The following is a 26103-nucleotide window of genomic DNA, read 5'->3' as shown; positions in this document are numbered from 1 at the left end:
TCTCCCGGCAAATGCCGAAAGGCGGTCGCAGATCGGATCATTGCCGCCTTGCCGATCACTGCTTCACATAATTTGCTGCATTATGCTTGTCCATCACCGTCTGGAAGCGGCGCGCGAAGGCGTCGTCGGCGAGTTTCTTGCGCCGCTGGATATCCTGCGTCGCGAGCATGTTCTTTTCATGCATCTCGAGCAAATCGCCGATGTGGCGCTGTGCGGCCGCGCCGATCCCGGCCATGGTCTCCTCGGCGGCCGTGTCCACCTGACTGCCGAGCGTGTTGATCTTGTGCGCCACGTCCTGCTGCGCAGCCGTCTTCAACGAATCTTCCAGTGCCTTGTAGAGAACGATGCGCTGTTCCGTGTCGATGGTAAGCTTGTTGATCAGCGTGTTCTGGGCGGCGATCTGGTTGTTCAAAGAATCGACGAAGGTCTGGAACATGGCCGTGTAGCGCTCGAGCGTCTGGCTCTCGGCCAGAAGCTCCTGTTCCTTCGCCTGCTTTTCATTGTATTCGGTCGCAAGCTGCGAGCGTTCGCCTTCGAGGTCGGTTCGGGTCTTCTGGTCTGTCGAGGCGGCGATCCTGTTCTCGATATCGAGCAGCAGCGGGTTGAGCTCTTCGATCCGCTTCTGAGTCTGTTCCAGCGCAGCCATCGTGCCCTTGCGGCGCTCGATCACCTGGATGAGGCTCTGCTCGGAGGTCTTGTAGCGCTGGTCGAGAATCGCCTTCTGGTCCTTGAGGATGCCGACGATGGTATCCGATTTCGACAGCAGTTCCTGCAGGTTGCCGGCAAGCGACATGTTGCGCACGCGATCGGTCCGCAGCCTCTGCATCTTCTGCTTCGAGAAGATTCCGATGAACTTCTCGTAGCCGGTGTAGCTCTTCATGCTTTCGAACTCGGCACCGAAGACGTTGGTGGCGTCCTCCAGTCCGATGATCAGATCGGCGATGTTGGCTTCCATCACCTTCTGCTGGTTGACGACGTCCTGAATGCGGGCGTTCTCGATATCGAAATTGACGTCGCCGAGCTTGGTGTCCGCCTTGGCGAATTGCTCGAGAACGACGCCGGACTGCTCGAGCTTGCTGCGCATCTCCTTGACGACGGTTCTGGTCTTCTCGATCTCGGTGTCAAAATTCTGAAGCGTCGCCATTGCCTTCTCCCCTAAGCCAGCCAGCAGTGCGAGCGGACTATTTCAGCCCTTGATTGCACTTATATAAAGGATGTTTAGCACGGATCGACAAGGGCGGTGGCCGCTTTTTCAAGCGCACGACAGTAGGGCCGGTGCATCGCCGCCGGCCGGCTTGCGCCTCAGCCTTCGCGCATCCGGTCTTCCCAATGGCGACGACAATAGGAGACGTATTTCTCATTGCCGCCGACGTCCACCTGAGCGCCCTCCCGCATGACCTTGCCGCAGCCGTCGAGGCGAACGACCATCGTTGCCTTGCGCCCGCAATGGCAGATGGTCCTGACTTCGCGCAGCTCATCCGCGATAGCGAGCAGAGCCATGGAGCCGGGGAAGAGCTTGCCCTGGAAGTCCGTCCTCAGGCCATAGGCCATGACCGGAATGCCGAGGCGATCCGCCACACGCGCCAACTGCCAGACCTGATCTTCACCGAGGAACTGCGCCTCGTCCACGAAGACGCAGGCGATTTCACCGGAGCCGTCGCCGTTCAGGCGCTCGATCAGCGCATGGAGATCGTCCTCGCTGCGGAAGGGGATCGCCCCGATTCCAGCCCGATGCGAGACGCGATGCGACCCTGGCCGGCGCGGTCGTCGAAAGCTGCGATCAGCATCACGACGCGCATGCCGCGCTCCTGATAGTTGTAGGCGGCCTGCAGGAGCAGCGTGCTCTTGCCCGCATTCATCGTCGCATAGCTGAAATAAAGTTTGGACATGGTCCCATCTCCGGACATCGTGCCCGCTACATGACGGGGCACGCGTCCGATGACCAGAGCATCCCGCAGCGACTCACAGATTTCCGAGAGGGCGCACATGCGATGGCCCGCAAGTCCTGCTCGCATCGGGGGGCGGTATTTCGCGGGCATTGCGACATCAGGCGTCGCTTTGTGCATCCCGTTAATGTACTGAGGCAATACACTTCTTTAAACGCCAGGGCGCTTGAATTCGCGCTTCATTGGTGTTTGGCTAACGCTTCATTGGTGTTTGGCTAAAAAAGAACACAAGGCAGGGGAACGACGACGATGATAAGGACGCTTTCTCTCAAATTCACGCTGGCGGGAGCCGTTTGCATGGCAACCCTGACCGCCGGAAACGCTTTTGCAGCCGAACCTGAAAGCTGCGGCACGGTCCGCTTCTCCGACGTCGGCTGGACCGATATCACAGCGACCACGGCGACCGCGACGACCATCCTCGAGGCACTCGGCTACGAAACGGACGTGAAGGTCCTGTCTGTGCCGGTTACCTACACATCGCTGAAGAACAAGGACATCGACGTCTTCCTCGGCAACTGGATGCCGACCATGGAAGCGGATATCGCCCCCTACCGCGAGGATAAATCCGTCGAGACGGTGCGCGAAAACCTCGCAGGCGCGAAATACACGCTTGCGACCAATGCCAAGGGCGTGGAACTGGGCATCAAGGACTTCAAGGATATCGCAGCCCACAAGGACGAACTCGACGGCAAGATCTACGGTATCGAGCCGGGTAATGACGGCAACCGCCTGATCATCGACATGGTCGAAAAGGGCACCTTCGATCTCAAGGGCTTCGAAGTCGTCGAATCCTCCGAGCAGGGGATGCTGGCGCAGGTCGCCCGCGCCGAGAAGTCCGGCGACCCGATCGTCTTCCTCGGATGGGAACCGCATCCGATGAACGCCAATTTCAAGCTCACCTATCTTTCCGGTGGCGATGACGTATTCGGCCCGAACTACGGCGGCGCGACGGTGCACACCAATGTGCGCGCCGGATACACGACCGAATGCCCGAATGTCGGCAAGCTTCTCCAGAACCTTTCATTCTCCCTCCAGATGGAGAACGAGATCATGGGCAAGATCCTCAACGACGGCGAAGACCCGGAGAAAGCTGCGGCCGCGTGGTTGAAGGACAATCCGCAGAGCATCGAACCCTGGCTTGCGGGGGTCACGACCAAGGATGGCGGCGACGGACTGGCCGCGGTCAAGACCGCCCTCGGCCTCTGACCGGCGGCAGATCACGCGTGGCATTTTGAATTGCTGCATGTTCCGTGCTCAAATCGGCTCCGATATGGGAAATGCAGTGAGGCGGGGAAACACCCCGCCTTTTTCCACCGGTCTTTTGACCTGAGTGTTGACCCTGGCAAGAGGGACCCTGTTTCGTGGAATTCCTGACTGAAAACCCCATCCCGATCGGCGCCTGGGCGAAGTCTTTCGTCGACTGGCTGACGACGAATTTCAACCTGTTCTTCGACCAGCTCGCCAACGTGCTTTCGGCGATCATTTCGGTCCTGCTCTACATCCTCCAGACGCCGCACCCGCTTATCATCATCGCCGTCGTGACGGCGCTCGCATGGTGGTTCCGCCGCTCCCTCGGCATTGCCGCCTTCACCTGTCTCGGGCTACTCCTGATCGTCAATCAGGGCTATTGGCAGGAGACCACGGAAACGCTGGCGCTGGTTCTTGCGGCAACCTTTGTCAGCATGGCCGTCGGCGTGCCCCTCGGCATAGCTGCGGCGCGCCGTGCCTGGATCTACTCGATCATGCGGCCGATTCTGGACCTGATGCAGACGATCCCCACCTTCGTTTACCTCATTCCGGCGCTGATCCTTTTCGGACTCGGAATGGTACCGGGGCTGATCGCCACCGTCATTTTCGCCATTCCCGCGCCGATCCGGCTGACGCGGCTCGGCATCATCTCGACGCCGCCGGCGCTGGTCGAGGCCGCCGAATCCTTCGGCGCGACGCCCTGGCAGGTGCTGCGCAAGGTCGAACTGCCCTTCGCCATGCCGCAGATCATGGCAGGCCTGACCCAGACCATCATGCTGTCGCTCTCGATGGTGGTGATCGCAGCGCTCGTCGGTGCCGACGGTCTTGGCGTGCCCGTCCTCAGGGCGCTGAACACGGTGAACATCGCAAGGGGATTCGAGTCCGGTCTCTGTATCGTCATTCTCGCGATCGTTCTCGACCGTCTTTTCCGCTCGTCCGATGAAGGAGAAGGCGCATGACCGACGCCGTCATTTTCAAGAATGTCGACATCATCTTCGGCAAAAACCCGCAGATTGCGGTGCAGATGGTCGACCAGGGCAAGACGCGCGACGAGATCGGTGCCGCCACAGGCCTAGTACTGGGCGTCGCCGGCGCTTCGCTGACCATCAATGAAGGCGAGATCCTCGTTCTGATGGGGCTGTCCGGCTCCGGCAAATCGACGCTGCTCAGGGCCGTCAACGGCCTCGCGCCGGTGGTGCGCGGCGAGGTCGAGGTCAAGACCGCGAACGGATCGCTGAACCCCTATCGCTGCAACGCCAAGTCTCTGCGCGACTTCCGCATGCATACGGTCTCGATGGTGTTCCAGCAGTTTGCGCTTCTGCCGTGGCGAACGGTGGCGGACAATGTCGGCTTCGGGCTCGAACTGGCCGGCGTTGCCGATGCCGAACGAAGAAAGCGCGTCGGCGAGCAGCTTGAACTCGTCAACCTGGCCAAGTGGGCGGACCGCAAGGTCAACGAGCTCTCGGGCGGCATGCAGCAGCGGGTCGGCCTCGCAAGAGCCTTCGCGACCGGCGCCCCGATCCTCCTGATGGACGAGCCGTTCTCGGCTCTCGACCCGCTGATCCGCACGCGCCTCCAGGACGAACTGCTCGAATTCCAGCGGCGGCTGAAAAAGACGATTCTCTTCGTCAGCCACGATCTCGACGAGGCCTTCCGTATCGGCAACCGCATCGCCATCATGGAAGGCGGAAGAATCATCCAGTGCGGGACGCCACAGGAGATCGTGAAGGAGCCGGCAAATCAGTACGTGGCCGATTTCGTCCAGCACATGAACCCGATCACCATGCTGACGGCGAAGGATGTGATGCAGACCGGCGTCGGGCGAGCCGCCGCCAGTACCGGCGTTTCGGCAACGGCCAGGCCCACTACGCCGCTCGTCGATATTCTCGACGCCATGTCGCGTCAGCCGGGCAGCATAGGTGTGGTCGACAACGGCTCCGTCGTCGGGACCATCGACGCCCAGAACATCGTCGAAGGATTGACGCGCCACCGCAAGAAAAGTTGACGCGGCACGCTGGCCCGCCGGAAGGAGTCGATCATGAGCGAGAAACCCAGTGTGCTGCGCGAGACGGACGAGGAAGCACGCAAGCTCGCCCGGGTGCTTCTTCGTTCGGCGAGAAGCGGCGCGCTTGCCGGGATCGAGCCGGGGAGCGATGGTTATCCCTTCGTCAGCCGTGTACTCGTCGGCATCGATATCGACGGAACGCCGGTCATCCTCGTGTCGCGGCTGTCGACGCATACTCAAGCGCTCACGGCGGACCGGCGCGCTTCGCTGCTGACCGGCGAGCCGGGCAAAGGCGACCCGCTCGCCCATCCGCGCCTGACGGTCCAGTGCGAGGCGGAGGCCGTCCCGCGCGATTGCGCGCTCCACCTGCGTCTTCGCGAACGATTCCTTCGCCGGCACCCCAAGTCCAAGCTCTATGCCGATTTTCCGGACTTCGGCTTCTTCCGTCTCAACCCGCTTCGGGCAAGCCTCAATGGCGGCTTCGGCCGCGCCTATGTGCTGACGGCGGAGGATCTCGCCATCGCTTCGCCGGCCGCTGCCGCCATCGCGGAAATGGAAGGCGGCGCGATCGAGCACATGAACGCCGATCACGCCGAAGCCGTGCGATATTATGCAACCACTCATTGCCGCGCACCGGAAGGCGACTGGAAGATCGTCGGCATCGATTCGGCAGGGCTCGACCTGTCGGACGGCGACCGTCTGCGCCGCCTGGAGTTCGAGACGCCCCTTGCCGACGAGGCCGAATTACGGCCAATTCTAAAAAAACTTTACCGTTAATCGCATCTTAGCTACCCCCATTTCTTGCAGGGGGTGGTTGCCCTTTTATGCATCACGGCTAATTATCGTGCTTCATCAATCATAACTACGTGTGATGAATTCTCGCATGGAGCACACGATGCAGCCTCTTCCGCCTGAAAAACACGAGGACGCCGAAATAGCAGCCGGTTTCCTTTCGGCCATGGCAAATCCGAAACGCCTGCTCATCCTCGACTCTCTCGTCAAGGAGGAAATGGCGGTTGGCGCCCTGGCCCATAAGGTCGGGCTGAGCCAATCGGCTCTTTCTCAGCACCTCTCGAAGCTTCGTGCGCAGAATCTGGTCAGCACCCGTCGTGACGCACAGACGATCTACTATTCGAGCTCGTCCGGCGCCGTGTTGAAGATTCTGGGCGCACTATCCGACATCTACGGCGAAGACACCGATGCCGTGGACGAAAAGCCTCTGGTTCGCAAATCGGCGTAACCTCCCAGCACGTCCGTTCGACCGAACAGCACGCCTCATCAAGCCCCGCCGATCCGATCGCGGGGCTTCATTTTTGGCGGGCGAGCCTTCTCGGTCCCGTCGCAGACTGGCCCGCAACATCGTGCTACATGATCATGCCATGAACCTTGAAAGCGAAATTCTCATCCTCACCGGGCCACCCGGCTCCGGAAAGACCACGACAGCGCAGGCGCTCGCGGCAGAGCCAGGATCATCGAAGGTCCATCTTCACTGCGACGACTTCTGGCATTTCATCAAACACGGGGCGATACCGCCCTATCTGCCCGAAGCTCACGAACAAAACGCCGTCGTTGTCGACGTGTTGACGAAAGTTGCCGCAACCTACGCACATGGCGGCTATTTCGTCATTGTGGACGGCATCGTCGGACCGTGGTTCCTTGAACCATTCAGGAAAATCACGGCACCGCTCCACTACGTCGTTCTGCGTCCGTCGCTCGATGTCGCCATCCGGCGCTGCCAACAGCGCGGCGGGGGCACATTGACAGACCCCGTGCCCATCGCGGCGCTTCATCAGCAGCTCTCATCGCTCGGCCCCCTCGAGCGGCATGTTCTCCCGACCGAAGGACACACTCGGGAGGACACGCTGAGTGCCCTGATCGAGGCCCTGGAAAGCGGATCGTTTCGCCTGGCTTGACGCCCATCGGCGGGCTGATAGTTTGACCAACGGGTAGAGAATCCGCCCCGGCAAATCCAGATTGCCGGGACTCGACGAGGAGGAAAGACATGTCCAACCGCCTGAACACCACGCCCAACGACCTCAGAGCCTTCTGGATGCCCTTCACCGCCAACCGGCAGTTCAAGAAGGAACCGCGGCTGTTCGTCGGCGCCAAGGACATGTACTACACCACCCATGACGGGCGGACGGTTCTCGATGGAACTGCAGGGCTCTGGTGCGTCAATGCAGGTCACTGCCGTCCGAAGATCACCGAGGCGATTCGCGAACAGGCGGGCGAACTCGACTACGCGCCGGCCTTCCAGCTTGGCCATCCGAAAGCCTTCGAGCTCGCAAACCGGCTGGTCGACATCGCGCCCGAGGGCATGAACCACGTCCTCTACACCAACTCAGGATCGGAATCGGTCGATACCGCCTTGAAGGTGGCTCTCGCCTATCACCGCGCCAAGGGCAATGGCTCGCGCTTCCGCCTCATCGGCCGCGAGCGCGGCTATCACGGCGTCAATTTCGGCGGTATTTCGGTCGGCGGCATCGTCGCCAACCGAAAGATGTTCGGCACGCTGCTGACGGGCGTCGATCACCTTCCGCACACGCATCTGCCTGCCAAGAACGCCTTTACCCGCGGCGAGCCCGAGCACGGCGCCGACCTCGCGGCCGAACTCGAGCGCATCGTCACCCTGCATGACGCCTCGACGGTCGCCGCAGTCATCGTCGAGCCCGTCGCCGGCTCGACCGGTGTTCTCATCCCGCCGAAGGGCTATCTCCAGAAGCTGCGCGAAATCTGCACCAAACACGGAATCCTGTTGATCTTCGACGAGGTCATCACCGGCTACGGCCGCCTCGGCACGCCCTTTGCCGCTCAATATTTCGACGTGAAGCCGGACATCATCACCACGGCCAAGGGGCTTACCAACGGCGTCATTCCGATGGGCGCGGTCTTCGTGACATCGGAAATCCACGACGCCTTCATGACCGGGCCGGAACACCTGATCGAGTTCTTCCACGGCTACACCTATTCGGGCAATCCGATCGCCTCGGCCGCGGCGCTTGGAACGCTCGATACCTACAAGGAAGAAGGGCTGCTGACGCGCGCGGCCGAACTTGCGCCCTACTGGGAGGAGGCGCTGCATTCGCTGAAGGACTGCCCGCATGTCATCGACATCCGCAATATCGGGCTGATCGGCGCGGTCGAACTCGAGCCGATCGCCGGCGAGCCGACAAAGCGCGCCTTCTCCGCCTTCCTCAAGGCTTACGAGAAAGGTCTGCTGATCCGCACTACGGGCGACATCATCGCATTGTCGCCGCCGCTGATCATCGAAAAGCAACAGATCGACGAGCTTTTCGACAAGCTGCGCGACGTTCTGAAGAACAATATCTGAGGCATTCCTGCCAAAGGCAAATCCTTTCCCCGGATACGGGGAGAGGGTTATTGTCATGAAATCAATATCAAGGACGAGGTGCACGCATGTCCGAAGCGCTGGAGCGTCTCATCGATCAGGGCGTCGGCCGCGAGCCGGCGGACATCGTGCTCAAGGGCGGGCGGTTCTTCGATCTGGTCACCGGCGAGCTGGTCGCCTCCGACATCGCCATTTCGGGCGAGCGGATCGTCGGCACCTGCGGCGACTACCAGGGCCGTGAGGAGATCGACGTTACCGGCCGCATCGTCGTTCCCGGCTTCATCGACACGCATCTCCACATCGAATCGTCACTCGTCACCCCGCACGAATTCGACCGCTGCGTGCTGCCGCTCGGCGTCACCACTGTTATCTGCGATCCGCACGAGATCGCCAATGTGCTCGGCACCGAAGGCATACAATATTTCCTGGATTCGGCGACAGAGACGATCATGGACATCCGCGTCCAGCTCTCCTCCTGCGTGCCGGCGACCCATCTGGAAACGTCCGGTGCCGACCTGCCGATCGAGCGCCTCACGCCCTTCCGCCACCACCCGAAGGTGATCGGCCTTGCCGAGTTCATGAACTTTCCCGGGGTGGTCAACAAGGATCCGGTTTGCCTCGCCAAGCTCGATGCCTTCCAGGACGGTCATATCGACGGCCATGCCCCCCTGCTCCGCGGCAAGGAACTGAACGGCTATCTCGCCACGGGGATCCGCACCGATCACGAATGCACGAGCGCAGAGGAAGCGCTCGAAAAGATACGCAAGGGCATGCACATCCTCGTTCGCGAAGGTTCCGTTTCCAAGGACCTGCAGGCCCTCATGCCTATTCTCACCGAGCGGCTGTCGCCCTATCTGGCCCTCTGCACCGACGACCGCAACCCGCTCGATATCGCCGAGCAGGGCCATCTCGACCACATGATCCGCACGGCTATCGCCGCCGGCGTCGAGCCGCTCGCCATCTATCGTGCCGCTTCGATTTCCGCCGCGCGCGCCTTCGGCCTGCGCGATCGCGGCCTCGTGGCACCTGGCTGGCGCGCCGACCTCGTCGTCGTCGACAGCCTGGAAAATTGCAAGGCCGAACTCGTCCTCTCCGCCGGCCGGCGCGTTACGGATGCTCTCTTCGCCGGGCGCAAGCCGGTCGAGCCGGTGGGGCTCGACAGCGTCAAGGCACGCGAGGTCAAGGCTGCGGACTTCGGCCTCCCCTACAATGAAGGCGAGACTTCGGTGCTCGGCGTCCTGCCCGGCAAGATCATCACCGAACACCGCCGATATCGCCTGCCCGCCGAAGGCAACCGGACCGGCGTCGATCTCGACCGCGACATCATCAAGGTCGCCGTGATCGAGCGCCACGGGGTCAACGGCAATCATGCCAATGGCTTCGTCCAGGGCTTCGGCCTGAAAAAGGGCGCGATCGCCTCCACGGTCGGCCACGACAGCCACAATATCTGTGTCGTCGGCGTGAGCGAGGAGGACATGGCAGTCGCCGCCAACCGGCTCCGCGAGATCAAAGGCGGCTTCGTCGTCGTCGAGGACGGCAAGGTCACCGGCGAGATCGCCCTGCCCGTCGCCGGCCTGATGAGCCTAGAACCGCACGAGCGCGTGCGCGATACGCTACACCATCTGCGTCAGGCCGCCTTTGCGCTGGGCGCCACGCTGGAAGAGCCCTTCCTGCAACTTGCCTTCCTGCCGCTGCCGGTGATCCCGCATTTGAAGATTTCCGACCGCGGGCTTGTCGATGTGGACAGGTTCATGCTGATCGGGTGAGGGTCGAGGCGCGGCATTCGCTGACGCAGCCGCACCTCGACTCCACTAGCGCAACCTTCCGCAGAAAACGTCGAGCGCGGCGAGACTGATCGCATTATCAGCGAAAACCGGTGCAAAACCGGGCATGGGATGCGGCTCGGCGACGAGCGTCGTCGGAAGGTGAAACGTCTGCGGCTCCTGGGTCAGGTTGAAGACGAACAGCAGCCGCTCGCCTTCCTTTTCTCTGGTGAAGACCAGAAGGTCCTGGTTGGTGCCCAGGAAGGTCATGTCTGCGTCGACCAGCGCGGACTGCGCCCGACGGAACGCAAGGGTCTGGCGATAATGCTCGAGCACCGATCCTTCGACGCCCTCCTGTGCATCCACCGCCAGCCTTCGGTGCCCGTCGCGCACCGGCAACCAGGGAGCCCCTCGGAAAAGCCGGCATTCGTCAGCTCTCGTTCCCAGACCATCGGGGTCCGGCACCCGTCGCGTCCGGCGAAGGCCGGCCAGAAGCGGATACCGTATGGGTCGCGCAATTCTTCGAAGGCAAGCTCCGCCTCCGGCAGGCCGAGCTCCTCTCCCTGATAAAGGCAGATGGTGCCTCGAAGGCTGGCAAGCAGCGAGATCGCAAGCTTCGCCACGCGCTGCCGGTCGGCCTCGCGCGGCGCGAAGCGGCTGACATGACGCATGACGTCGTGATTGGAGAAGGCCCAGCAGACCCAGCCGTCCGTCACCGTAGACTGGAAATTCTCGACGCAGCGGCGGAAGTGGCGCGCGGTGAATTCCGGCCCGAGCAGGTCGAAGGTATAGCACATGTGCAGCTTGTCGCCGCCGCTCGTATAGGCGGCAACCGTCTGCAGCGAGCGTGACCCGTCGCCGACCTCCCCCACCGTCGCACGGCCGCCATATTCATCGAGCAGCGCTCGAAACCGGCGCAGGAAACCGAGGTTTTCCGGCTGCGTCTTGTCATAGAGGTGGTCCTGCATGCCGTAGGGATTGACCTCCGGAGCATCGCGGCTCGTTGCGTCCGGATCCGGCACCAGCGGCGGGTTGTCCCGCAGAAGCTTGTCGTGGAAATAGAAATTCGCCGTATCGAGCCTGAAACCGTCGACCCCGCGGTCGAGCCAGAAGCGGACCGTCGCGAGCACCGCCTCCTGAACCTCCGGGTTGTGGAAGTTGAGGTCCGGCTGCGAAGACAGGAAGTTATGCAGGTAATATTGCCGGCGCACCCCGTCCCATTCCCAGCCCGGACCGCCGAAGATCGAAAGCCAGTTGTTCGGCGCCGTTCCGTCCGGCTTCGGGTCGGCCCACACATACCAATCCGCCATGGCATTGGTCCGGCTCGAGCGGCTTTCGACGAACCAGGGGTGGCGGTCGGATGTATGCGAGATCACCTGGTCGATGATCACCTTGAGCCCCAGCCGATGGGCCTCCGCCAGCATCTCGTCGAAATCGGCGAGCGTGCCGAACATGGGATCGACGTCGCAATAATCCGAAACGTCATAGCCCATGTCCGCCTGAGGCGACGTGAAGAAGGGCGAAAGCCAGATGGCATCGACCCCGAGCGAGGCGATATGGGGAAGCCGCCGGGTGACACCGCGAAGGTCGCCCATTCCGTCGCCGTCCGTATCCTGGAAGGAGCGCGGATAGACCTGATAGATCACCGCTCCGCGCCACCAGTTTTCGTTCGATCCAGATGCCGCCGGCATGCGCAGCTCTCCATGGTTGGTTCAGCAACCCAGATTTATCTTCACCGCTTCTTCGAGTAAACGCCGCCGTCAACATTCGCTTGCTCGCGCAGTGACATGCGCTTAATTCGGATCAGCGGAAAGGGAGGACTGAATGACGGGCAAACTGCTTTCGATCGGCGAATGCATGGTGGAGCTCATGCAGGCGGAACGCGACATGCTGCGCAAGGGCTATGCCGGCGACACCTTCAATACCGCCTACTATGCCCGGCTCTTCCTGCCGGCGGACTGGACGGTCGATTATTTCACGGCCGTCGGAACCGACACGGTTTCGGACGAGCTGCTGGCCTTCATCGAGAGCACCGGCGTCGGCGCGGCGCACATCCGCAGGATCGAAGGACGAACGCCCGGCCTCTATATGATCCACCTCAAGAACGGCGAGCGCAGCTTTTCCTACTGGCGCTCGACTTCCGCTGCGAAACTGCTCGCGGACGATCCCGATCGGCTCCGGACGGCGATCGAGGCGGCGAATGTGGTGTTCTTTTCGGGAATCACCCTGGCGATCCTGTCGCCGGAGGCGGCAGAAACATTGCTTGCGGAGCTTCGGCGGGCAAAGGCGGGCGGGCGGCAGGTCGTCTTCGATCCGAACATCCGGCCACGCCTTTGGGACGACGCCGCTCGGATGCGCGCGACGATCGAAGCCGGTGCGCGGGCGGCAACGATGGTGATGCCGAGCTTCGACGACGAGGCCACGCATTTCGGCGATGCATCCGTGGAAGCGACGATCGAGCGCTATCGGGCACTCGGCGCCGAAAACGTTGTGGTCAAGGATGGTGAAAACGGCGTCACGCTCGATTTTACGAGTGAAGACCGGGTTCACGTTCCCGCCACGCAGGTTTCCGCCGTCGTCGACACGACCAGCGCCGGCGACAGCTTCAACGGCTCCTTCCTCGCCCGCCTTGCCAGCGGCGACAGTCCCGCCGATGCCGCGGCCTTCGCCGCCCGCGTTGCGGCCGCCGTGATCGGTCACCATGGCGCGCTGATCGGACGGGACAAGCTGCCGCGGGGTTAAAGCGCGATCCGGGTGAAGGTGGCAGCAAGCCCGCTGCCGGCCGGAGGGGTACACTATGCGCTTCGTGCCACCGCTTCCCGCCGGAACCCCTTGCTCGCGACCATGAGATTGCGCGTATATTCCTCCGCAATGCGGCCGGCGACGAGGTCGGCCGAGGTCAGCCGCTCCACAACGCGGCCGTTCTGCATCACCGCCAGCCGTTCGCACATATGAGTGACGACGCCGAGATCGTGGCTCACCATGATGAAGGTCAGGCCGCGGTCGCGCCGCACCTCTTCGAGGAGGTTCAGCACTTCCGCCTGCACGGACGCGTCGAGCGCCGAGGTCGGCTCGTCCAGGAGCAGGATCGAGGGTTCCAAGATGAGGGCGCGTGCGATCGCGACGCGCTGGCGCTGGCCACCGGAGAGCTGGTGCGGATAGCGGAAGCGGAAACCGGATCCGAGGCCCACCTCGTCCAGGGCCTTCAGGATGCGGCGCTCGCCGTCGCCGATGCCGTGGATCGCCAGAGGCTCCATCAGCTGCCGGTCGACCGTCTGGCGCGGATGCAGCGACCCGTAAGGATCCTGGAACACCATCTGCACCGCCCGATAAAAGGCCTTGTCACGACGCGTGCCACGAACCTCGCGGCCTGAAACCCGGATCGTTCCTTCACTTGCCGCGGTGAGGCCGGCGACGGCGCGCAGCAGGGTGGACTTGCCCGAGCCGGATTCGCCGACGAGGCCGAAGGACTCGCCCTTCGCGACATCCACGCGGACGGCATCGAGCGCCTTGAACTCGTCGAAGACGACGCTCAGATTTTCGACGGATACGGCCTCGGTCATAGCGCCCACTCCGGTTTGCGGTCGAGCACCGGCAACGGATGGCGATCCGACCCGATCACCGGCATGCAGTTCAGGAGACCTCGTGTATAGGGATGCTTGGCATTGCCGAGTTCCGAAGCGGCGATCTCCTCGACGATCCTGCCCGCATACATCACCAGAACGCGGTCGCAGAAGGAGGAGACGAGGCGCAGGTCGTGCGAGACGAAGATCAGCCCCATGCCGCGTTCCGCCACCAGCTTGTCGAGGATCGCGAGGACTTCGAGCTGAACCGTCACGTCGAGCGCCGAGGTCGGCTCGTCTGCGATCAGGAGTTCCGGCCCGGCAACCAGCATCATGGCGATCATCGCCCGTTGTCCCATGCCGCCCGAGACCTCGTGCGGATAGAGGTCGAAGACGCGGGAAGCATCGCGGATCTGCACGGCCGCGAGCATGTCGAGCGCCCTCTCCCGCGCTTCCGCGCGGCCGACCTTCTCATGCCGTCGCAAGGTCTCGACGATCTGTCGTCCAATGCTCATCACCGGGTTCAGCGAATATTTCGGATCCTGCAGGATCATGGCGATGCGCTTGCCACGCAGGTCCCGCCGGAGTTTTGGGGAGGCCGTAAGAAGATCGATCCCTTCGAAGGCAAGCCGTTTCGCCGTCACTTCCGCGTGCGGCGGCGTCAGCCCCATGATGGCACGGCCCGTCTGCGACTTGCCGGAGCCGCTTTCGCCGACGATGCCGAGGCGCTCGCGCCCGAGGGTAAAGGAAACCCCGCGAACGGCCTCGACAACCCCGGTGCGCGTCGGGAAACGGACCCGGAGGTCCTCGACTGTCAGAAGCGCGCTCATTGGCCGCTCTCCCGAGGATCGAGCGCATCGCGCAGCCCGTCACCGAGAAGGTTGAAGCCGAGGCTGACGATCAGGATGGCGATGCCGGGCATGGTCGCCACCCACCACTGGTCGAGGATGAAGCGCCGGCCGGAGGCGATCATGGCGCCCCATTCCGGCAGCGGCGGTTGCGCGCCGAGGCCGAGGAAGCCGAGGCCAGCGGCCGTCAGGATGATGCCGGCCATGTCGAGCGTAACGCGGACGATCAGCGACGACATGCACATGGGCATGACATGGCGGAAGACGATGCGCAGGGGCGAGGCGCCCATCAGCCGCACAGCGGCGATGTAATCGGAATTGCGCACTGTCAGCGTTTCGGCGCGGGCGATGCGCGCATAGGGCGGCCAGGAGGTGATGGCGATCGCGATCACCGCATTTTCGATCCCCGGGCCGAGCGCCGCGACGAAGGCGAGCGCGAGCACGAGCTTCGGAAAGGCGAGGAAGATGTCGGTGATGCGCATGAGGACCGCGTCGACCCATCCGCCGGCATAGCCGGCGACGGCGCCGACGATCAGGCCGACCGGTGCCGCGATGACTGCGACGAGAAGGACGACGAGGAGCGTCAGCCGCGAACCGTGTATCAGCCGTGAGAGAATATCGCGGCCCTGGTCGTCCGTGCCGAGCAGGTAGCCTTCGCTGCCGGGCGGCAGAAGCCGCGCGCCGGCAAGGTTTCCGATGACCGGAGAGTGAGGCGCGAGCGCATCGGCGAAGATAGCAACGAATACGAGCGCCAGCAGAATGCAAAGGCCGAGCACCGCAAGCCGGTTGGCGGAGAAGCGCCGCCAGGTCATATAGGCGCGGCCGAGCCGAGCCTGGGTCCGCGACTGCGGGCGATCTGAAAGCAGCCACTCGCGGCGCGTCATCGGGCGTGTTTCGGTGGCAAGGCTCATCGGGCGCGCGTCCTCGGGTCAAGCGTGCGGTAGAGAAGATCGGACAGGAGATTGATGGCGATGAAGACCGATCCGATGATGATCGTGCCGCCGAGAACGGCATTCATGTCGGCATTCTGCAGTGAATTGGTGATGTAGAGGCCGAGCCCCGGCCAGGCGAATACGGTCTCCGTCAGGACCGACCCTTCGAGCAGGCCGGCATAGGAGAGCGCGATCACCGTCACCAGTGGAACCGCCGCATTGCGCAGCGCGTGCGTCCATATGATCCGCGCCTCCGAAAGGCCCTTGGCTCGCGCCGCAACGATATATTCCTGCTGCAGCTCGTTCAGCATGAAGCTGCGGGTCATGCGGCTGATATAGGCGAGCGAGAAATAGCCGAGCAGCGAAGCCGGCAGGATGATGTGCCGGAAGACGTCGCGGAAAACGTCCCATTGGCCCTGCCAGGCCGAGTCCAGGAGGTAGAAACCGGTGGCCGGCGTGAAGCTGTATTCGTAGACGATATCGATGCGGCCGGGATAGGCGACCCATTGCAGCCGCGCATAGAAGACGAGCAGCGCGAGCAATGCCAGCCAGAAGATCGGCACGGAATAGCCGACGAGGCCGATGACGCGAACAACCTGGTCGGCGATGCTGCCGCGCTTGACGGCGGCGAGAACGCCCAGCGGCACGCCGATGAATGCGCCGATCAGGGTTCCGAGCGTCGCGAGTTCCATGGTGGCCGGAAAGACGCGGCGGATATCCGCCATGACCGGATTGGTGGTCAGCACCGAGGTCCCGAAGTCGCCGGTGAATGCTTGCCGGCAATAGATGAAGAACTGCTGGTAAAGCGGCAGGTTGAGCCCCATCGCCTCGCGCGTGCGTTCCACGACGTGATTCGGCGCCCGATCGCCGAGAACGGCGAGCACCGGATCGATCGGGATGACGCGGCCGATGAAGAAGGTGACGGCGAGAAGGCCGAGATAGGTGGTTGCCACGACGACGAGAAACTGCAGTACCGCGACAAACGCCTTCCGGGAACGGGCGCGCCGGCGCCCGCTCATGGGTTCAATTCCGCTCATGCTCAAGGGAACGGTCCTTTCGACTATTCCTTGGATACGTTCCAGACGTAGTTGGTGTCGAAGCTCGGTCCGAGCTTGAAGCCCTCGACGTTGCCACGGAGGCCGGCGACCTCCGTCTGCTGAAAGATCAGGATGAAAGGACTATTCTCGAGAACCGTCTTCTGCAGCTCCTTGTAGATATCGGCGCGCTTGGCGCTGTCGCGTTCGAGGAGCGCGTCCTTGGTCTTCTTGCTGAGTTCCGGAACGTCCCAGGCGTTGCGCCAGGCGAGCGTCTTGTTCGTGCCTTCGTCGGAATTGTCCGGATTGTTGGTGAAGGTATCGGCATTGGAGTGCGGATCGAAATAATCCATGCCCCACTGACCGATATACATATCGTGGTTGCGGGCGCGGTACTTGGTCAGCGTCTGCTTGCCGTCACCGGGAATGATTTCGAGCTTCACGCCCGCCTCGGCCAGCGTCTGCTGGAAAGATTCGGCAATGCCGGTCACCGGCTGGGTGTTGCGCACATCCATCGTGACCGTGAAGCCGTCGGGATAACCCGCCTTCGCCAGCAGTTCCTTCGCCTTGGCAACGTCGAACGTGTAGGGGTTCTCGTTGAGAGCACCAAGCACGCCCTTCGGCAGGAAGCTCTGGTGAATCTCGCCTATGCCCTTGATCAGCGTCGAGCCGATCGCGTCATAGTCGACCAGATACTTGAAGGCCTGCTGCACCTCGGGTTTTGCCAGCGTCTCGTTCTTCTGGTTGAGACTGATGTAGTAGACCGTGCCCTTCGGCGCGCTCGCCATCGCCAGATCGGCATTCTTGCCGACCGCCTCGTAGTCGCCCGGCTCGAGGTTTCGCGCCACGTCGATGTCGCCGGCTTCGAGCGCCAGCCGCTGGCCGGAGCTTTCCTTCATGTGACGGTAGATGACGCGGGCGAGTTTCGCCGGTTCGCCGTAGAAGTTTTCGTTGCGCTCCAGAACCACGACCTCGTTTGCGCGCCATTCGCGCAGCTTGAACGGACCGGATCCGGCGTAACCGGTCTTCAGCCATTCATTGCCGAAGTCGTTGTCGTATTTGTATTCGTCGCTCGGCGTAACGGATTTCACGTGCTCGAGCACGAGCTTCTTGTCCACGACGGAGGCGACGGTCGCCGTGAGACAGTTGAGCACGAAGCTCGGCGCGTAGGGTTGGTCGACCGTGAAGACGAAGGTCTCGGCGTCGGCGGCCTTCGCCTTTTCCGTGACGTTGTCGCCGGTGAGGCCGAACTGCGTAAGAATGAAGGCCGGGCTCTTGTCGAGCTTGACGGCGCGTTCGAACGAATAGGCGACGTCCTCGGCGGTGATCGGATTGCCGGAGGCGAATTTCATGCCGGACTTGAGCTTGAACGTATAGGTCAGGCCGTCATCGGAGACCGTCCAGCTTTCGGCGAGGTCGCCGATGACCTTGGACGTGTCGTTGAGATCGAGCCGGACGAGCAGGCTGTAGGTGTTGCTGGTCATCTCGGCGGTCGACAGCTCGAAAGCTTCGCCCGGATCCATGGTGATGATGTCGTCGAACGCGAAGCCCTCGACCAGCGTATCCTTCGGCGTTTCCGCGAAGGACGGCTGGGCCGCACCCATTGCCATGGCGAGTGCCGCCGAGGCGGCAAGAACTCGAAAACGTCCGTTGAGCTTGTGCATCATATCGCGCTTCCCTCTTTTAACCCTTCTCGGGCTTTTCTTCATGATGATCAGGCATGCTTGTGCCACGCCTGACCCAGAACTCTCAGCCAGTTCTCCCGGCATATTTTCGCCAGGTCGGCGTCACCATATCCGGCGTCTTCCAGCGCGGCAACGAGCTTCTGATTTCCCGCCGCGTCGGCGATTTCCTCGGGGATGGTCGCGCCGTCGAAGTCCGATCCGAGCGCCACGCAATCGATACCGATACGTTCGACCAGATAGTCGACGTGGCGGACCATGTCGGAAAGCGGCGTCGCGGCGTTCTCCTGCCCATCGGGGCGCAGCATCGTCGTCGCATAGTTGAGGCCGACGATGCCGCGGCTCTCGCGGATGGCGTCGAGCTGCCGGTCGGTCAGGTTACGGGCGACCGGCGTCAGCGCATGAACATTGGAATGGCTGGCGACGAGCGGCTGGTCGGTCGTCTTGGCCACGTCCCAGAAACCCTTTTCCGTGATGTGCGCGAGGTCGATCAGAATGCCGAGCCGGTTGCAGGCGCGCACGAGTTCGAAGCCGGCTTCGGTAAGGCCGGCCCCCGTATCGGGCGACATCGGGTAGGCGAAGGGAACGCCATGACCGAACACGTTATGGCGGCTCCATACGGGGCCGAGCGAGCGAAGTCCGGCGGCGTGGAAGGTCTCCAGCGCCGCGAGGTCGGGCCCGATCGCCTCGCAGCCCTCCATATGCAGGACGGCAGCAAACACCTCGTCGGCCATTGCCGCGCGTATCTCTTCAACCGAACGGCAAAGCCGCCAGGCGCCGGCACGGTCGAGCTTGAACGCAATGTCTGCGAGCTCCATGGCGGTCGCGAGCGACGGCAAGTGGTCGAGCGGCGCCGCCATGGGCGTCGCGTAATGGCCATTCTCATCCGGCGTCTTGAGCACCAGATCGCCGGACGGGACGTAAATCGCACAGAGGCCGCCTGCGAGACCGCCTGCCTTGGCGCGCGCCGCATCGATATGGCCCTTATCGGTGCCTTCCGAAAACTCGGCCACCGGGTCGGCACCGCCGCGTGCATGTTGCCAAAGGCGCAAAAGCACATCGTTATGGCCGTCGAAAACCGCCTGCATTCCCAAATTTCCTTCGTTATATCAGGGGGATCGGATGGGACATCGCCACCTCGCGTCCGGACGGAGACGAAAGGCGATGCTATTGAAACGGATTGCGCATTTCAATGAATATCCGGGAATTTCAGTGGATAGGCTGTAGCGAAAACTTGCAGGAAGCCGGCCGCGATCGTCCCCGCGATCAATGGAAGGTGGATTTCGAGAAGAGGTTGAGAACCAGCACGCCGGCGATGATGAGCCCCAGCCCGAGAATGGCCGGCAGATCGAGCTTCTGACCGAAAACCACGTAGCCGGCGATCGAGATCAGCACGATGCCGAGGCCGCTCCAGAGCGCATAGGCGATGCCGACCGGGATGTAGCGGAGCGCATAGGAGAGGAAGAAGAAGGCGACCGCGTAGCACAGAACCATGAGCACGGTGGGCGTCAGCCGCGTGAAGTGCTGCGCCGCCTGCATGGCGGACGTGCCGAGCACTTCGAAGACGATGGCGATCACCAGAACGGTGTAGAGCGTGGCGGGATTCACGGAACGTCTCCGATCGAAGTATGGGAAAGCGGCACGGGTCTGCCCTCTATTCCAGCGAAAGCGCGTTGAGTTTCTGAAGCAGGATTGCCCTGGTCGACGGTTCGATGTCGTGGCTGCGCATCAGATCCGACAGCCAGACGCCATCGGCGGCGAAGCGGGCGAGCAGGCAATTTGGCGAACTGTCCGTCGCGGCGAATTGCGCGGACCGGCGCGCCACCCATTCGCGCCAACGCTCCTTGAGGTGCGGCTCGGCCAGGAGCGCAATGGTCAGCATCTGCCAGCCTTGCGCCTCCGCATCGAGCGCGAAACAGACGCCGAGATAGGCACGCGTAAAGCGTCCCTTCTCGACGTCATCTCCGGCCATCGCTTCGTCGAGGGCGCTGTCGAAACGCACGACGAGGTCATCGAAGAGGGCGTCGAGCAGAGCCAGCTTGTTCGGGAAATGGTGCAACAGCCCGCCTTTGCTGACACCCGCCGCCTGCGATACGGCGTCGAGGGTCACCGCGGCGATGCCCTGCTCCAGCGACAGGCGTCCCGCGACCTCCAGCAATTGCCGGCGGACGCGTTGCGGCTGCTTCTTTCTTGAAGGGGCGTTTGTCATAGCTCATAAACATACCGTCTGGACGGTTTGTCAAGTGGCTTTCCTCGGGGCGATGTTCGTCGCGCGGGAAGGCAGTCGACGATGTCTGCCGCGCCGAAAAGCCGCAAGCGAAGGAATGGCAAGCCATTGCCCGCACGGGTCGCGCGCTGTACCAATCCCGGCGAGGAATGTGACCATGACGGAACCGCAAACGGCGACGCTTTACGAGGCGATCGGTGGCGACGCCACCGTGCGCGCCCTGACGCGGCGCTTCTACGAACTGATGGACAGCCTGCCCGAGGCGGCGAACTGCCGCGCCATCCACCCGCCGGATCTGACCGGCAGCGAGGAAAAGTTCTACGAATATCTGACCGGATGGCTCGGTGGACCGCCGATCTATGTGCAGAAACGCGGCCACCCCATGCTGCGTCGCCGGCACTTCATTGCCGGGATCGGGCCTGTCGAGCGCGACGAATGGCTTCTCTGCTTCACCCGCGCACTCGAAGAAACCGTCTCCCACCCGAAGCTGAGGGAGATCATTCTGGAGCCGATCACCCGGCTCGCCCATCATATGCAGAACAAGGAATAGCCAGGATGCCGAACAGCGGACTGCGCTCGACCATGCTTTTCGTAGCCGGCCTCATGGGCCTCTTCGGCGTCGCGAGTGCCGCCGCCGCTTCGCATGGCGATCCGCGTCTTCTCGGCGGCGCATCGGCCATGTGCCTCGCCCACGCACCGGCGCTCGTCGCGCTTCATGCCGGATGGGCGCACTTCCGCACCGCCGCCCTCGCCGCCTTGCTGCTGGCGGCAGGCACGGCACTCTTTGCCGGAGACCTCACCATGCGCCATTTCTCGGGCCACGGCCTCTTCCCAATGTCGGCGCCGCTCGGGGGCCTGACGATGATGGCCGGCTGGCTTGCCGTCGCGATCGGGGCATTCCTGCGCCCGGAAGCGTGAGGAGGGACAAGCCCGAAGTACAGGAATTCCGGTAAGAGGGGAGTTTCAGTATGCAGTCGCACATTTTCGGAGGCAAACTGGCCTTCCGGATGAAAGTGAACCACACCTGTTGAGATTCGGAGGCCTGCAATCTCTCCTCGCCTCATTCCTGTGCTTGTCACAGGGATCCAGCAGCGCCGCGTCTGCGGCGCGGGAAGCGTTCTTTCAGCCCAAGGACTTGGTCTGGCTGGATTCCTGTGACAAGCACAGGAATGAGGAAATCAAACAAGCCGCCGCGGGTTCGCCAAGCATGACGGCGCGCTGAAGATCAGGCACCCTCGACGACGGTAAAGCCCTCGAACTTCGGGGGACCGAGATACATTGCCTTGTTTTCGCCGGCGCTTCGGTGCGCCGCCCGGAAATTATCGGACTTGGTCCAGGCGATGAAGGCGTCCTTGGTCTCCCAGGCCGATTTCGAAATAAAAGGCGTGTAGCCTTCCTCCGGCACGCTGTCGCCGCGCAGCAGATGGAATTCGATGAAGCCCGGCATCTCCGAGAGAGAGAGTCCCGCGCCTTCCAGACCGCCTCGAAGGCCTCCTCCTGGCCGGCTGCGACACGGAAACGGTTCATGGCGAAAAACATGGCTAGCTCTCCTGTAGCGGGATGAGGAAAGTGTGTGCGGTTTTTCGCCCGCATCCCGCGCCTCAACTATTAGCGCATCCCAATGTTTCATGGAAACACTGGAAGGCCCTAACCCTTGGTCCAACGCACTTCCGGACGGAAGCCGTTACACACGTTTCCTGGAAGCGATCTAGGCCTTCTTTTGCGAGACGGGCTGCGCTGTCGTTGACGGAAACAGCAGGACAGATCCCCCGCTCGGCGGCGCAAGGCCGAGAGTATCCCTCGCCGGCGGGCGCGCTTGCCAGGTCGGAAATTCGGTCACGTTTTCGTTTTCCTCAAGCATCCGTGCTCGGCGCGTGAGAAGCTCGTAGAGCTCGGTAACCAGTCCGTCACCGAATTGCGAAGCGAGTTTGTGAAGACCGATCATCGTCATCTGATCGGGACGTTCGTCATGCATTGGAAGCTCCATGCGGCCGGCGAGAATGCCGTCTGACCGCTCGTAAAAGATTCAGTTCTCGCTGCCGTTTCCGGTCAGATCCTGAAGCGCCCGCTCGAGACTCGACTTCGAGCCGTTGCGCAACGGCACGAAGGCCTTGCCCCACTTCTTGCAGCCGGTCTTCACGCGAAGACACGCATCGTGGCTGATGCAGTCGATCGGGCAGAAGACGCAGTCGACCGAGGGCAGGACGCGATCGATGCGCGACACCGCCTCCCGTAAACCGCCGTCATGGTGGATGAGTTCCGCGCCGTAGGAACTGGCGATCTGGCGCAGATGCGCAACCTGGCAGTCGCGTCCGCCGACATAGAGGAAGCTGCGGCCCTCGAGCGTCGCCTTTCCGGCATTGGATTGCGGCTCGCTCTGCGCATCCTTTGCCCTGCCCTTGCCGCCCTTGCCTGCATTCTGGTGCCGCTTGCCACCCATCCGTCGTCTCCGTCTTGCTCCGCGACGCCGGCCCTGCGGCCCATCGCCAATCAGATTTGGCACACACCGATCGGTTGCGTGACGGAGGCAACCTATAAAACTTGATAGCAGGAGTAAAGTATAAACATGAGTGTTTTTATCATATATTTCGATGCTCGCCTTCGCGACTTTTTCCTCGCTCGCGGAAGCAGATTCACAGCCCTGAATTCACCGGGTGAAGGACACCGGGATGTTGAATTCCCATCTGTCGCGGCCCGCACCGGCGGGAATGGCCGGGAAAGGTGCCGCCCGGCGCACGGTTTCCAACGCCGCCTGATCGAGGACGGGTGAACCGGCGCTTTTCGTTATGCCGACCCTTGCCACCCCACCACCGGAAGTTACGGTAAAGCTGACATGGGCAACACCGCGCAGCCCCTGCCTTCTGGCCTCGGCCGGGTAGCGAATAGCGCGGGTCAGCTTTCTTCTGACCTTGCCGGGATAGTTCGACACCGCGGCATTGCCGATTTCCCGCGACGCACCGCGGCTTTCGCCGGTGGCGGCAGCCGCCGTGGCATTCTCCACGCCGTCGGTCTTGCCCTTTTTCTGCGATTTCGCCTGGGCGCCGCCCTCACCTGCCTTTTTTCGGACGACCTTCTTTTTCTTCGCCGGCTCCTTCTTCGGCTCCACCTTCTCGACCTCGGGCTTCAAGACTTCGTCAGGGTCCGGTCTCTCCTGCGGAATGACGGTCTCGACCGGAGCGATGCTTGCGATCACGTCTGCTTCTTCGGCCTGGCTCGCCGGCATCTCTTCCGCGGGGAGTATGACGTCCGCCTCCGTCGGCGTCATCGCGGACGGCTCCTGGGCAACAGGTTCGGTCGGCACCGGCTCTACGGCTTCGACCACCTCTTCCGTCGGTTCGATCTCGGTCGGCTTCAGTTCCTCGGGCGTCTCTTCCGTCGGCTCCACCACTTCGGATGGGTCCCCCGCCTGAACGGCATCTTCGAAGGCGTTGCCGAGCATCGACACTTCCACGGTGGAGCCGCCGGCGATGAGCGCCAGCTCCTTTTCCTCATCAGGAGCAAGCAACATCGCCCCGCCGGCATGCGCCAGCAGGGAAAGGCCGATCGCCGCCGCCCATTTCACCATGTGTTTCATTCTGTCTTGCCTTCCGCCGGCAATTTCGAGAACGCGAACCTCAGCCCTTGAGCTCCACGGCCGATTTCGAGCCGGTCTTCAGGCCCGTCATACATGCACCCTTGTCGACGCCTTCGCCGACGCAGGTCGGCGCATCGTTGATCAGCAGGCTTTTCACCGCCTCGCACTTCGTACCCGGCAGATCGAATTGCCTGACTTTCGTCTTGCCCGCGGGAAGATCCCTGAAATCGAGCACGGCCATGCGCTCGACCAGACCTTTCTGATCGAAGAGCACGAATTCGAACGAGACCTTCGAAAGAGCGAGCGCGCTACTGGCGACGAAGGTCAACTTGCATCCCTTTTCCGACGACGCGATCTCGTTGAGCTCGATCGAAAGGCCGGCTGGCGCGGCAGCATCCTGCGCTCCGGCTGCCCCTGCCGTGAAGAGAGCTGCAAAGGCCGCAAAGGCAAAACGGGAAAAATAAGTCATCCTGGCACCACTCGCTGTCCGCGGCGGTCCTTTCGGTTCCCGCACGCGTTCCTTTTAACTTGACCGCAACATTCCGGTATTGCGTCCTTAATGAAATATGAGTAGTGAAGTCAAGATACTAACTGGAATGGGCGGGATCAATGGATGACGCACTCGTCTCGTCTCCTACTCGCGAACCGGCAAAACCGTGACACCGAACGACAACGATAATCCACGATCCCGGCGGACCGAGACGCCGCTGAACCGGCCGCAACCGATCGTCGAGAGCCAGGACCTTTTCCGCGGCCACAACGAGATTCTCATTTCCCACGACGGGGCGATCTATCGAATGAAGATCACCCGCCAGGGCAAGCTGATTCTGAACAAGTAACGAGATGACGATGACTGAGAGCGCTCACCCCACCCCGTCCGATATCCGGGCCTATCGCGCCGAGAATCCGAAGCTGCGCGAACGCGACATCGCCGCGAAGCTCGGCATCTCCGAGGCAGCGCTCGTCGCTGCCGAATGCGGCCTCACCGCCGTCCGGATCGACTGCAGCGCCAGCCGCTTCCTCGAGCGCGTCGAGGAGTTGGGCGAAGTCCTTGCGCTTACCCGCAACGAAAGCGCCGTCCACGAAAAGGTCGGCGTCTACGAGAACATCAAGCAAGGGCACGGCGCGGCTCTGGTGCTTGGTCCCGAAATCGACCTGCGCATCTTTCCCGGCGCCTGGGCACATGGTTTCGCCGTGACCAAGACGGATGCGACAGGGGAGGTTCGCCGCAGCCTGCAGTTCTTCGACAAGTGGGGCAATGCCGTCCACAAGGTTCACCTGCGTCCTCTCTCGAACCTGGCCGCCTATGAGAAGATCGTCGAAGACCTTCGCCTGGACGATCAGTCGCAGGACTTCATCGCCGATCCCGGCGCACCCGCGGCCGACGATTCGGCCGATGCGGCAGTCGATACGGCGGAGCTGCGCGACCGCTGGTCGAAGCTCACGGACACGCATCAGTTCCCCGGCATGTTGCGCAAGCTCAATATCGGACGGCGCCGGGCGCTGCACGCGATCGGCGACGACTTTGCCTGGCGGCTCGACACGGCCTGCATCGAGATGATGATGCGCAATGCCGCAGAGACGGCCCTGCCGATCATGTGCTTCGTCGGCAACCGCGGCGTCATCCAGATTCATTCCGGTCCGGTCGTCAAGATCGGCACCATGGGGCCGTGGCTGAACGTGATGGACGAAACCTTCCATCTGCATCTGCGCACCGATCACATCGCCGAACTCTGGGCCGTGCGCAAGCCGACCGCGGACGGACACGTGACCTCCCTCGAAGCGCTCGACGCCAAGGGCGAGATGATCATCCAGTTTTTCGGAAAGCGGAAGGAAGGTTCCTCGGAGAGGGCCGAATGGCGCAGCCTGGTCGAGGCGCTGCCCCGCCTGGAAGCCGTCGTCGCGGCCTGATGGCGCCGCCCGACCGGGCGG

At 62.5% G+C, this 26103-nt stretch carries 26 protein-coding genes and 3 pseudogenes; 13 read left to right on the top strand and 16 right to left on the bottom strand.

The window, feature by feature from the left end; translation table 11 throughout:
* Window positions 1–55: 55 nt before the first annotated feature.
* Window positions 56–1144, bottom strand: a complete 1089-nt coding sequence (locus N0Q91_RS05450) for a coiled-coil domain-containing protein (protein WP_100671857.1) — start codon at window positions 1142–1144, stop codon at window positions 56–58.
* A gap of 158 nt (window positions 1145–1302) precedes the next feature.
* Window positions 1303–1889: pseudogene (locus tag N0Q91_RS05445) on the bottom strand (thymidine kinase).
* Window positions 1890–2195: 306 nt separating this feature from the next.
* Here N0Q91_RS05445 and N0Q91_RS05440 point away from each other — a divergent pair.
* The 8 genes from N0Q91_RS05440 to ade all read left to right on the top strand — a co-directional run bounded on the left by N0Q91_RS05440 (window position 2196) and on the right by ade (window position 10314).
* Window positions 2196–3152: a choline ABC transporter substrate-binding protein gene (locus tag N0Q91_RS05440; RefSeq protein ID WP_275597526.1), complete on the top strand. Its 957-nt coding sequence runs from the start codon at window positions 2196–2198 to the stop codon at window positions 3150–3152.
* A 155-nt stretch (window positions 3153–3307) separates the two neighbouring features.
* The gene (gene choW, locus N0Q91_RS05435; protein WP_003535852.1) at window positions 3308–4153 is read left to right on the top strand and encodes a choline ABC transporter permease subunit; all 846 of its coding nucleotides are present in this window, start codon (window positions 3308–3310) and stop codon (window positions 4151–4153) included.
* On the top strand, window positions 4150–5199 hold the full coding sequence (choV, locus tag N0Q91_RS05430) for a choline ABC transporter ATP-binding protein (RefSeq protein WP_100671860.1): 1050 nt from the start codon (window positions 4150–4152) through the stop codon (window positions 5197–5199). The genes choW and choV overlap by 4 nt, the downstream gene beginning before the upstream one ends.
* A gap of 33 nt (window positions 5200–5232) precedes the next feature.
* A complete protein-coding gene (locus N0Q91_RS05425) occupies window positions 5233–5976 on the top strand; it encodes a HugZ family pyridoxamine 5'-phosphate oxidase (protein WP_275597525.1) in 744 nt (247 codons plus the stop codon).
* Between the two features lie 118 nt (window positions 5977–6094).
* Window positions 6095–6439, top strand: coding sequence for an ArsR/SmtB family transcription factor (locus N0Q91_RS05420; RefSeq protein WP_020487479.1), 345 nt, complete (start codon window positions 6095–6097; stop codon window positions 6437–6439).
* 139 nt (window positions 6440–6578) lie between these two features.
* Window positions 6579–7112 (top strand): ATP-binding protein, encoded by a 534-nt coding sequence (locus tag N0Q91_RS05415; RefSeq protein WP_275597524.1) that lies wholly within the window; start codon window positions 6579–6581, stop codon window positions 7110–7112.
* Window positions 7113–7201: 89 nt separating this feature from the next.
* Window positions 7202–8530, top strand: coding sequence for an omega-aminotransferase AptA (gene aptA / locus N0Q91_RS05410; protein ID WP_018095695.1), 1329 nt, complete (start codon window positions 7202–7204; stop codon window positions 8528–8530).
* Between the two features lie 86 nt (window positions 8531–8616).
* Window positions 8617–10314 (top strand): adenine deaminase, encoded by a 1698-nt coding sequence (gene ade / locus N0Q91_RS05405; RefSeq protein ID WP_275597523.1) that lies wholly within the window; start codon window positions 8617–8619, stop codon window positions 10312–10314.
* 45 nt (window positions 10315–10359) lie between these two features.
* Here the strand turns inward: ade and bglA are convergent.
* Window positions 10360–12002: pseudogene (gene bglA, locus N0Q91_RS05400) on the bottom strand (beta-galactosidase BglA).
* Window positions 12003–12135: 133 nt separating this feature from the next.
* On the opposite strand from bglA, the gene N0Q91_RS05395 reads away from it, so the two are divergent.
* Window positions 12136–13053, top strand: coding sequence for a sugar kinase (locus N0Q91_RS05395; RefSeq protein WP_275597522.1), 918 nt, complete (start codon window positions 12136–12138; stop codon window positions 13051–13053).
* Between the two features lie 53 nt (window positions 13054–13106).
* Here N0Q91_RS05395 and N0Q91_RS05390 read toward each other — a convergent pair whose 3' ends face one another.
* From N0Q91_RS05390 to N0Q91_RS05355, 8 genes are all read right to left on the bottom strand, one after another.
* The gene (locus N0Q91_RS05390; RefSeq protein WP_275597521.1) at window positions 13107–13874 is read right to left on the bottom strand and encodes an ABC transporter ATP-binding protein; all 768 of its coding nucleotides are present in this window, start codon (window positions 13872–13874) and stop codon (window positions 13107–13109) included.
* Window positions 13871–14704: an ABC transporter ATP-binding protein gene (locus N0Q91_RS05385; RefSeq protein WP_275597520.1), complete on the bottom strand. Its 834-nt coding sequence runs from the start codon at window positions 14702–14704 to the stop codon at window positions 13871–13873. The genes N0Q91_RS05390 and N0Q91_RS05385 overlap by 4 nt, the downstream gene beginning before the upstream one ends.
* Window positions 14701–15633, bottom strand: a complete 933-nt coding sequence (locus tag N0Q91_RS05380) for an ABC transporter permease (RefSeq protein ID WP_100671867.1) — start codon at window positions 15631–15633, stop codon at window positions 14701–14703. The genes N0Q91_RS05385 and N0Q91_RS05380 overlap by 4 nt, the downstream gene beginning before the upstream one ends.
* Window positions 15630–16691 carry an ABC transporter permease gene (locus N0Q91_RS05375; RefSeq protein WP_033047285.1) on the bottom strand — a complete coding sequence of 354 codons (1062 nt, stop codon included), beginning with the start codon at window positions 16689–16691 and terminating at the stop codon, window positions 15630–15632. Before N0Q91_RS05375 ends, N0Q91_RS05380 begins: the two co-directional genes overlap by 4 nt.
* Before the next feature lie 23 nt (window positions 16692–16714).
* Window positions 16715–18355 (bottom strand): ABC transporter substrate-binding protein, encoded by a 1641-nt coding sequence (locus N0Q91_RS05370; RefSeq protein ID WP_100671868.1) that lies wholly within the window; start codon window positions 18353–18355, stop codon window positions 16715–16717.
* A gap of 47 nt (window positions 18356–18402) precedes the next feature.
* Window positions 18403–19458 carry a dipeptidase gene (locus N0Q91_RS05365; RefSeq protein ID WP_275597519.1) on the bottom strand — a complete coding sequence of 352 codons (1056 nt, stop codon included), beginning with the start codon at window positions 19456–19458 and terminating at the stop codon, window positions 18403–18405.
* 178 nt (window positions 19459–19636) lie between these two features.
* On the bottom strand, window positions 19637–19978 hold the full coding sequence (locus tag N0Q91_RS05360; RefSeq protein WP_018095705.1) for a DMT family transporter: 342 nt from the start codon (window positions 19976–19978) through the stop codon (window positions 19637–19639).
* A gap of 46 nt (window positions 19979–20024) precedes the next feature.
* Window positions 20025–20579 (bottom strand): TetR/AcrR family transcriptional regulator, encoded by a 555-nt coding sequence (locus N0Q91_RS05355; RefSeq protein WP_275597518.1) that lies wholly within the window; start codon window positions 20577–20579, stop codon window positions 20025–20027.
* 175 nt (window positions 20580–20754) lie between these two features.
* On the opposite strand from N0Q91_RS05355, the gene N0Q91_RS05350 reads away from it, so the two are divergent.
* Window positions 20755–21147 carry a globin domain-containing protein gene (locus N0Q91_RS05350; RefSeq protein WP_275597517.1) on the top strand — a complete coding sequence of 131 codons (393 nt, stop codon included), beginning with the start codon at window positions 20755–20757 and terminating at the stop codon, window positions 21145–21147.
* Window positions 21148–21152: 5 nt separating this feature from the next.
* Window positions 21153–21515, top strand: coding sequence for a DUF423 domain-containing protein (locus N0Q91_RS05345; protein WP_018095708.1), 363 nt, complete (start codon window positions 21153–21155; stop codon window positions 21513–21515).
* Between the two features lie 307 nt (window positions 21516–21822).
* Here N0Q91_RS05345 and hmuQ read toward each other — a convergent pair.
* From hmuQ to N0Q91_RS05320, 5 genes and pseudogenes are all read right to left on the bottom strand, one after another.
* Window positions 21823–22136 (bottom strand): annotated as a pseudogene (gene hmuQ / locus N0Q91_RS05340) (heme-degrading protein HmuQ).
* A 169-nt stretch (window positions 22137–22305) separates the two neighbouring features.
* Complete coding sequence (locus N0Q91_RS05335) at window positions 22306–22572, bottom strand: hypothetical protein (protein WP_275597516.1); 267 nt, start codon at window positions 22570–22572, stop codon at window positions 22306–22308.
* 51 nt (window positions 22573–22623) lie between these two features.
* Window positions 22624–23037, bottom strand: coding sequence for a DUF2325 domain-containing protein (locus N0Q91_RS05330; RefSeq protein WP_275597515.1), 414 nt, complete (start codon window positions 23035–23037; stop codon window positions 22624–22626).
* A gap of 207 nt (window positions 23038–23244) precedes the next feature.
* On the bottom strand, window positions 23245–24171 hold the full coding sequence (locus N0Q91_RS05325; RefSeq protein ID WP_275597514.1) for an energy transducer TonB family protein: 927 nt from the start codon (window positions 24169–24171) through the stop codon (window positions 23245–23247).
* Between the two features lie 40 nt (window positions 24172–24211).
* Window positions 24212–24640 carry a hypothetical protein gene (locus N0Q91_RS05320; RefSeq protein ID WP_127710171.1) on the bottom strand — a complete coding sequence of 143 codons (429 nt, stop codon included), beginning with the start codon at window positions 24638–24640 and terminating at the stop codon, window positions 24212–24214.
* Between the two features lie 187 nt (window positions 24641–24827).
* Between N0Q91_RS05320 and hemP the strand changes: the two genes are divergently transcribed.
* Window positions 24828–25010, top strand: a complete 183-nt coding sequence (hemP, locus tag N0Q91_RS05315) for a hemin uptake protein HemP (RefSeq protein ID WP_375341870.1) — start codon at window positions 24828–24830, stop codon at window positions 25008–25010.
* Window positions 25011–25020: 10 nt separating this feature from the next.
* Window positions 25021–26082, top strand: a complete 1062-nt coding sequence (locus tag N0Q91_RS05310; protein ID WP_275597513.1) for a hemin-degrading factor — start codon at window positions 25021–25023, stop codon at window positions 26080–26082.
* The last annotated feature ends 21 nt before the right edge of the window (window positions 26083–26103 follow it).

It is taken from the genome of Sinorhizobium prairiense (genome assembly GCF_029201645.2).
Taxonomy (GTDB): Bacteria; Pseudomonadota; Alphaproteobacteria; order Rhizobiales; family Rhizobiaceae; genus Sinorhizobium; species Sinorhizobium meliloti_A.
The sequence above is the reverse complement of the archived record's forward strand: the minus strand, read 5'-3'. Positions and strand labels throughout refer to the sequence as shown.

Bases quoted from the DNA above. Each gene is read 5' to 3' on its own strand.
- N0Q91_RS05350 (WP_275597517.1), top strand. From the start codon at position 20,755: ATGACGGAACCGCAAACGGCGACGCTTTACGAGGCGATCGGTGGCGAC.
- aptA (WP_018095695.1), top strand. From the start codon at position 7,202: ATGTCCAACCGCCTGAACACCACGCCCAACGACCTCAGAGCCTTCTGG.
- N0Q91_RS05335 (WP_275597516.1), bottom strand. From the start codon at position 22,572: ATGCATGACGAACGTCCCGATCAGATGACGATGATCGGTCTTCACAAA.
- N0Q91_RS05345 (WP_018095708.1), top strand. From the start codon at position 21,153: ATGCCGAACAGCGGACTGCGCTCGACCATGCTTTTCGTAGCCGGCCTC.
- N0Q91_RS05415 (WP_275597524.1), top strand. From the start codon at position 6,579: ATGAACCTTGAAAGCGAAATTCTCATCCTCACCGGGCCACCCGGCTCC.
- ade (WP_275597523.1), top strand. From the start codon at position 8,617: ATGTCCGAAGCGCTGGAGCGTCTCATCGATCAGGGCGTCGGCCGCGAG.
- N0Q91_RS05370 (WP_100671868.1), bottom strand. From the start codon at position 18,355: ATGATGCACAAGCTCAACGGACGTTTTCGAGTTCTTGCCGCCTCGGCG.
- N0Q91_RS05375 (WP_033047285.1), bottom strand. From the start codon at position 16,691: ATGAGCGGAATTGAACCCATGAGCGGGCGCCGGCGCGCCCGTTCCCGG.
- N0Q91_RS05390 (WP_275597521.1), bottom strand. From the start codon at position 13,874: ATGACCGAGGCCGTATCCGTCGAAAATCTGAGCGTCGTCTTCGACGAG.
- choV (WP_100671860.1), top strand. From the start codon at position 4,150: ATGACCGACGCCGTCATTTTCAAGAATGTCGACATCATCTTCGGCAAA.
- N0Q91_RS05320 (WP_127710171.1), bottom strand. From the start codon at position 24,640: ATGACTTATTTTTCCCGTTTTGCCTTTGCGGCCTTTGCAGCTCTCTTC.
- N0Q91_RS05325 (WP_275597514.1), bottom strand. From the start codon at position 24,171: ATGAAACACATGGTGAAATGGGCGGCGGCGATCGGCCTTTCCCTGCTG.
- N0Q91_RS05440 (WP_275597526.1), top strand. From the start codon at position 2,196: ATGATAAGGACGCTTTCTCTCAAATTCACGCTGGCGGGAGCCGTTTGC.
- N0Q91_RS05310 (WP_275597513.1), top strand. From the start codon at position 25,021: ATGACTGAGAGCGCTCACCCCACCCCGTCCGATATCCGGGCCTATCGC.
- N0Q91_RS05395 (WP_275597522.1), top strand. From the start codon at position 12,136: ATGACGGGCAAACTGCTTTCGATCGGCGAATGCATGGTGGAGCTCATG.
- N0Q91_RS05365 (WP_275597519.1), bottom strand. From the start codon at position 19,458: ATGCAGGCGGTTTTCGACGGCCATAACGATGTGCTTTTGCGCCTTTGG.
- N0Q91_RS05420 (WP_020487479.1), top strand. From the start codon at position 6,095: ATGCAGCCTCTTCCGCCTGAAAAACACGAGGACGCCGAAATAGCAGCC.
- N0Q91_RS05385 (WP_275597520.1), bottom strand. From the start codon at position 14,704: ATGAGCGCGCTTCTGACAGTCGAGGACCTCCGGGTCCGTTTCCCGACG.
- N0Q91_RS05380 (WP_100671867.1), bottom strand. From the start codon at position 15,633: ATGAGCCTTGCCACCGAAACACGCCCGATGACGCGCCGCGAGTGGCTG.
- N0Q91_RS05450 (WP_100671857.1), bottom strand. From the start codon at position 1,144: ATGGCGACGCTTCAGAATTTTGACACCGAGATCGAGAAGACCAGAACC.
- N0Q91_RS05330 (WP_275597515.1), bottom strand. From the start codon at position 23,037: ATGGGTGGCAAGCGGCACCAGAATGCAGGCAAGGGCGGCAAGGGCAGG.
- N0Q91_RS05355 (WP_275597518.1), bottom strand. From the start codon at position 20,579: ATGACAAACGCCCCTTCAAGAAAGAAGCAGCCGCAACGCGTCCGCCGG.
- N0Q91_RS05425 (WP_275597525.1), top strand. From the start codon at position 5,233: ATGAGCGAGAAACCCAGTGTGCTGCGCGAGACGGACGAGGAAGCACGC.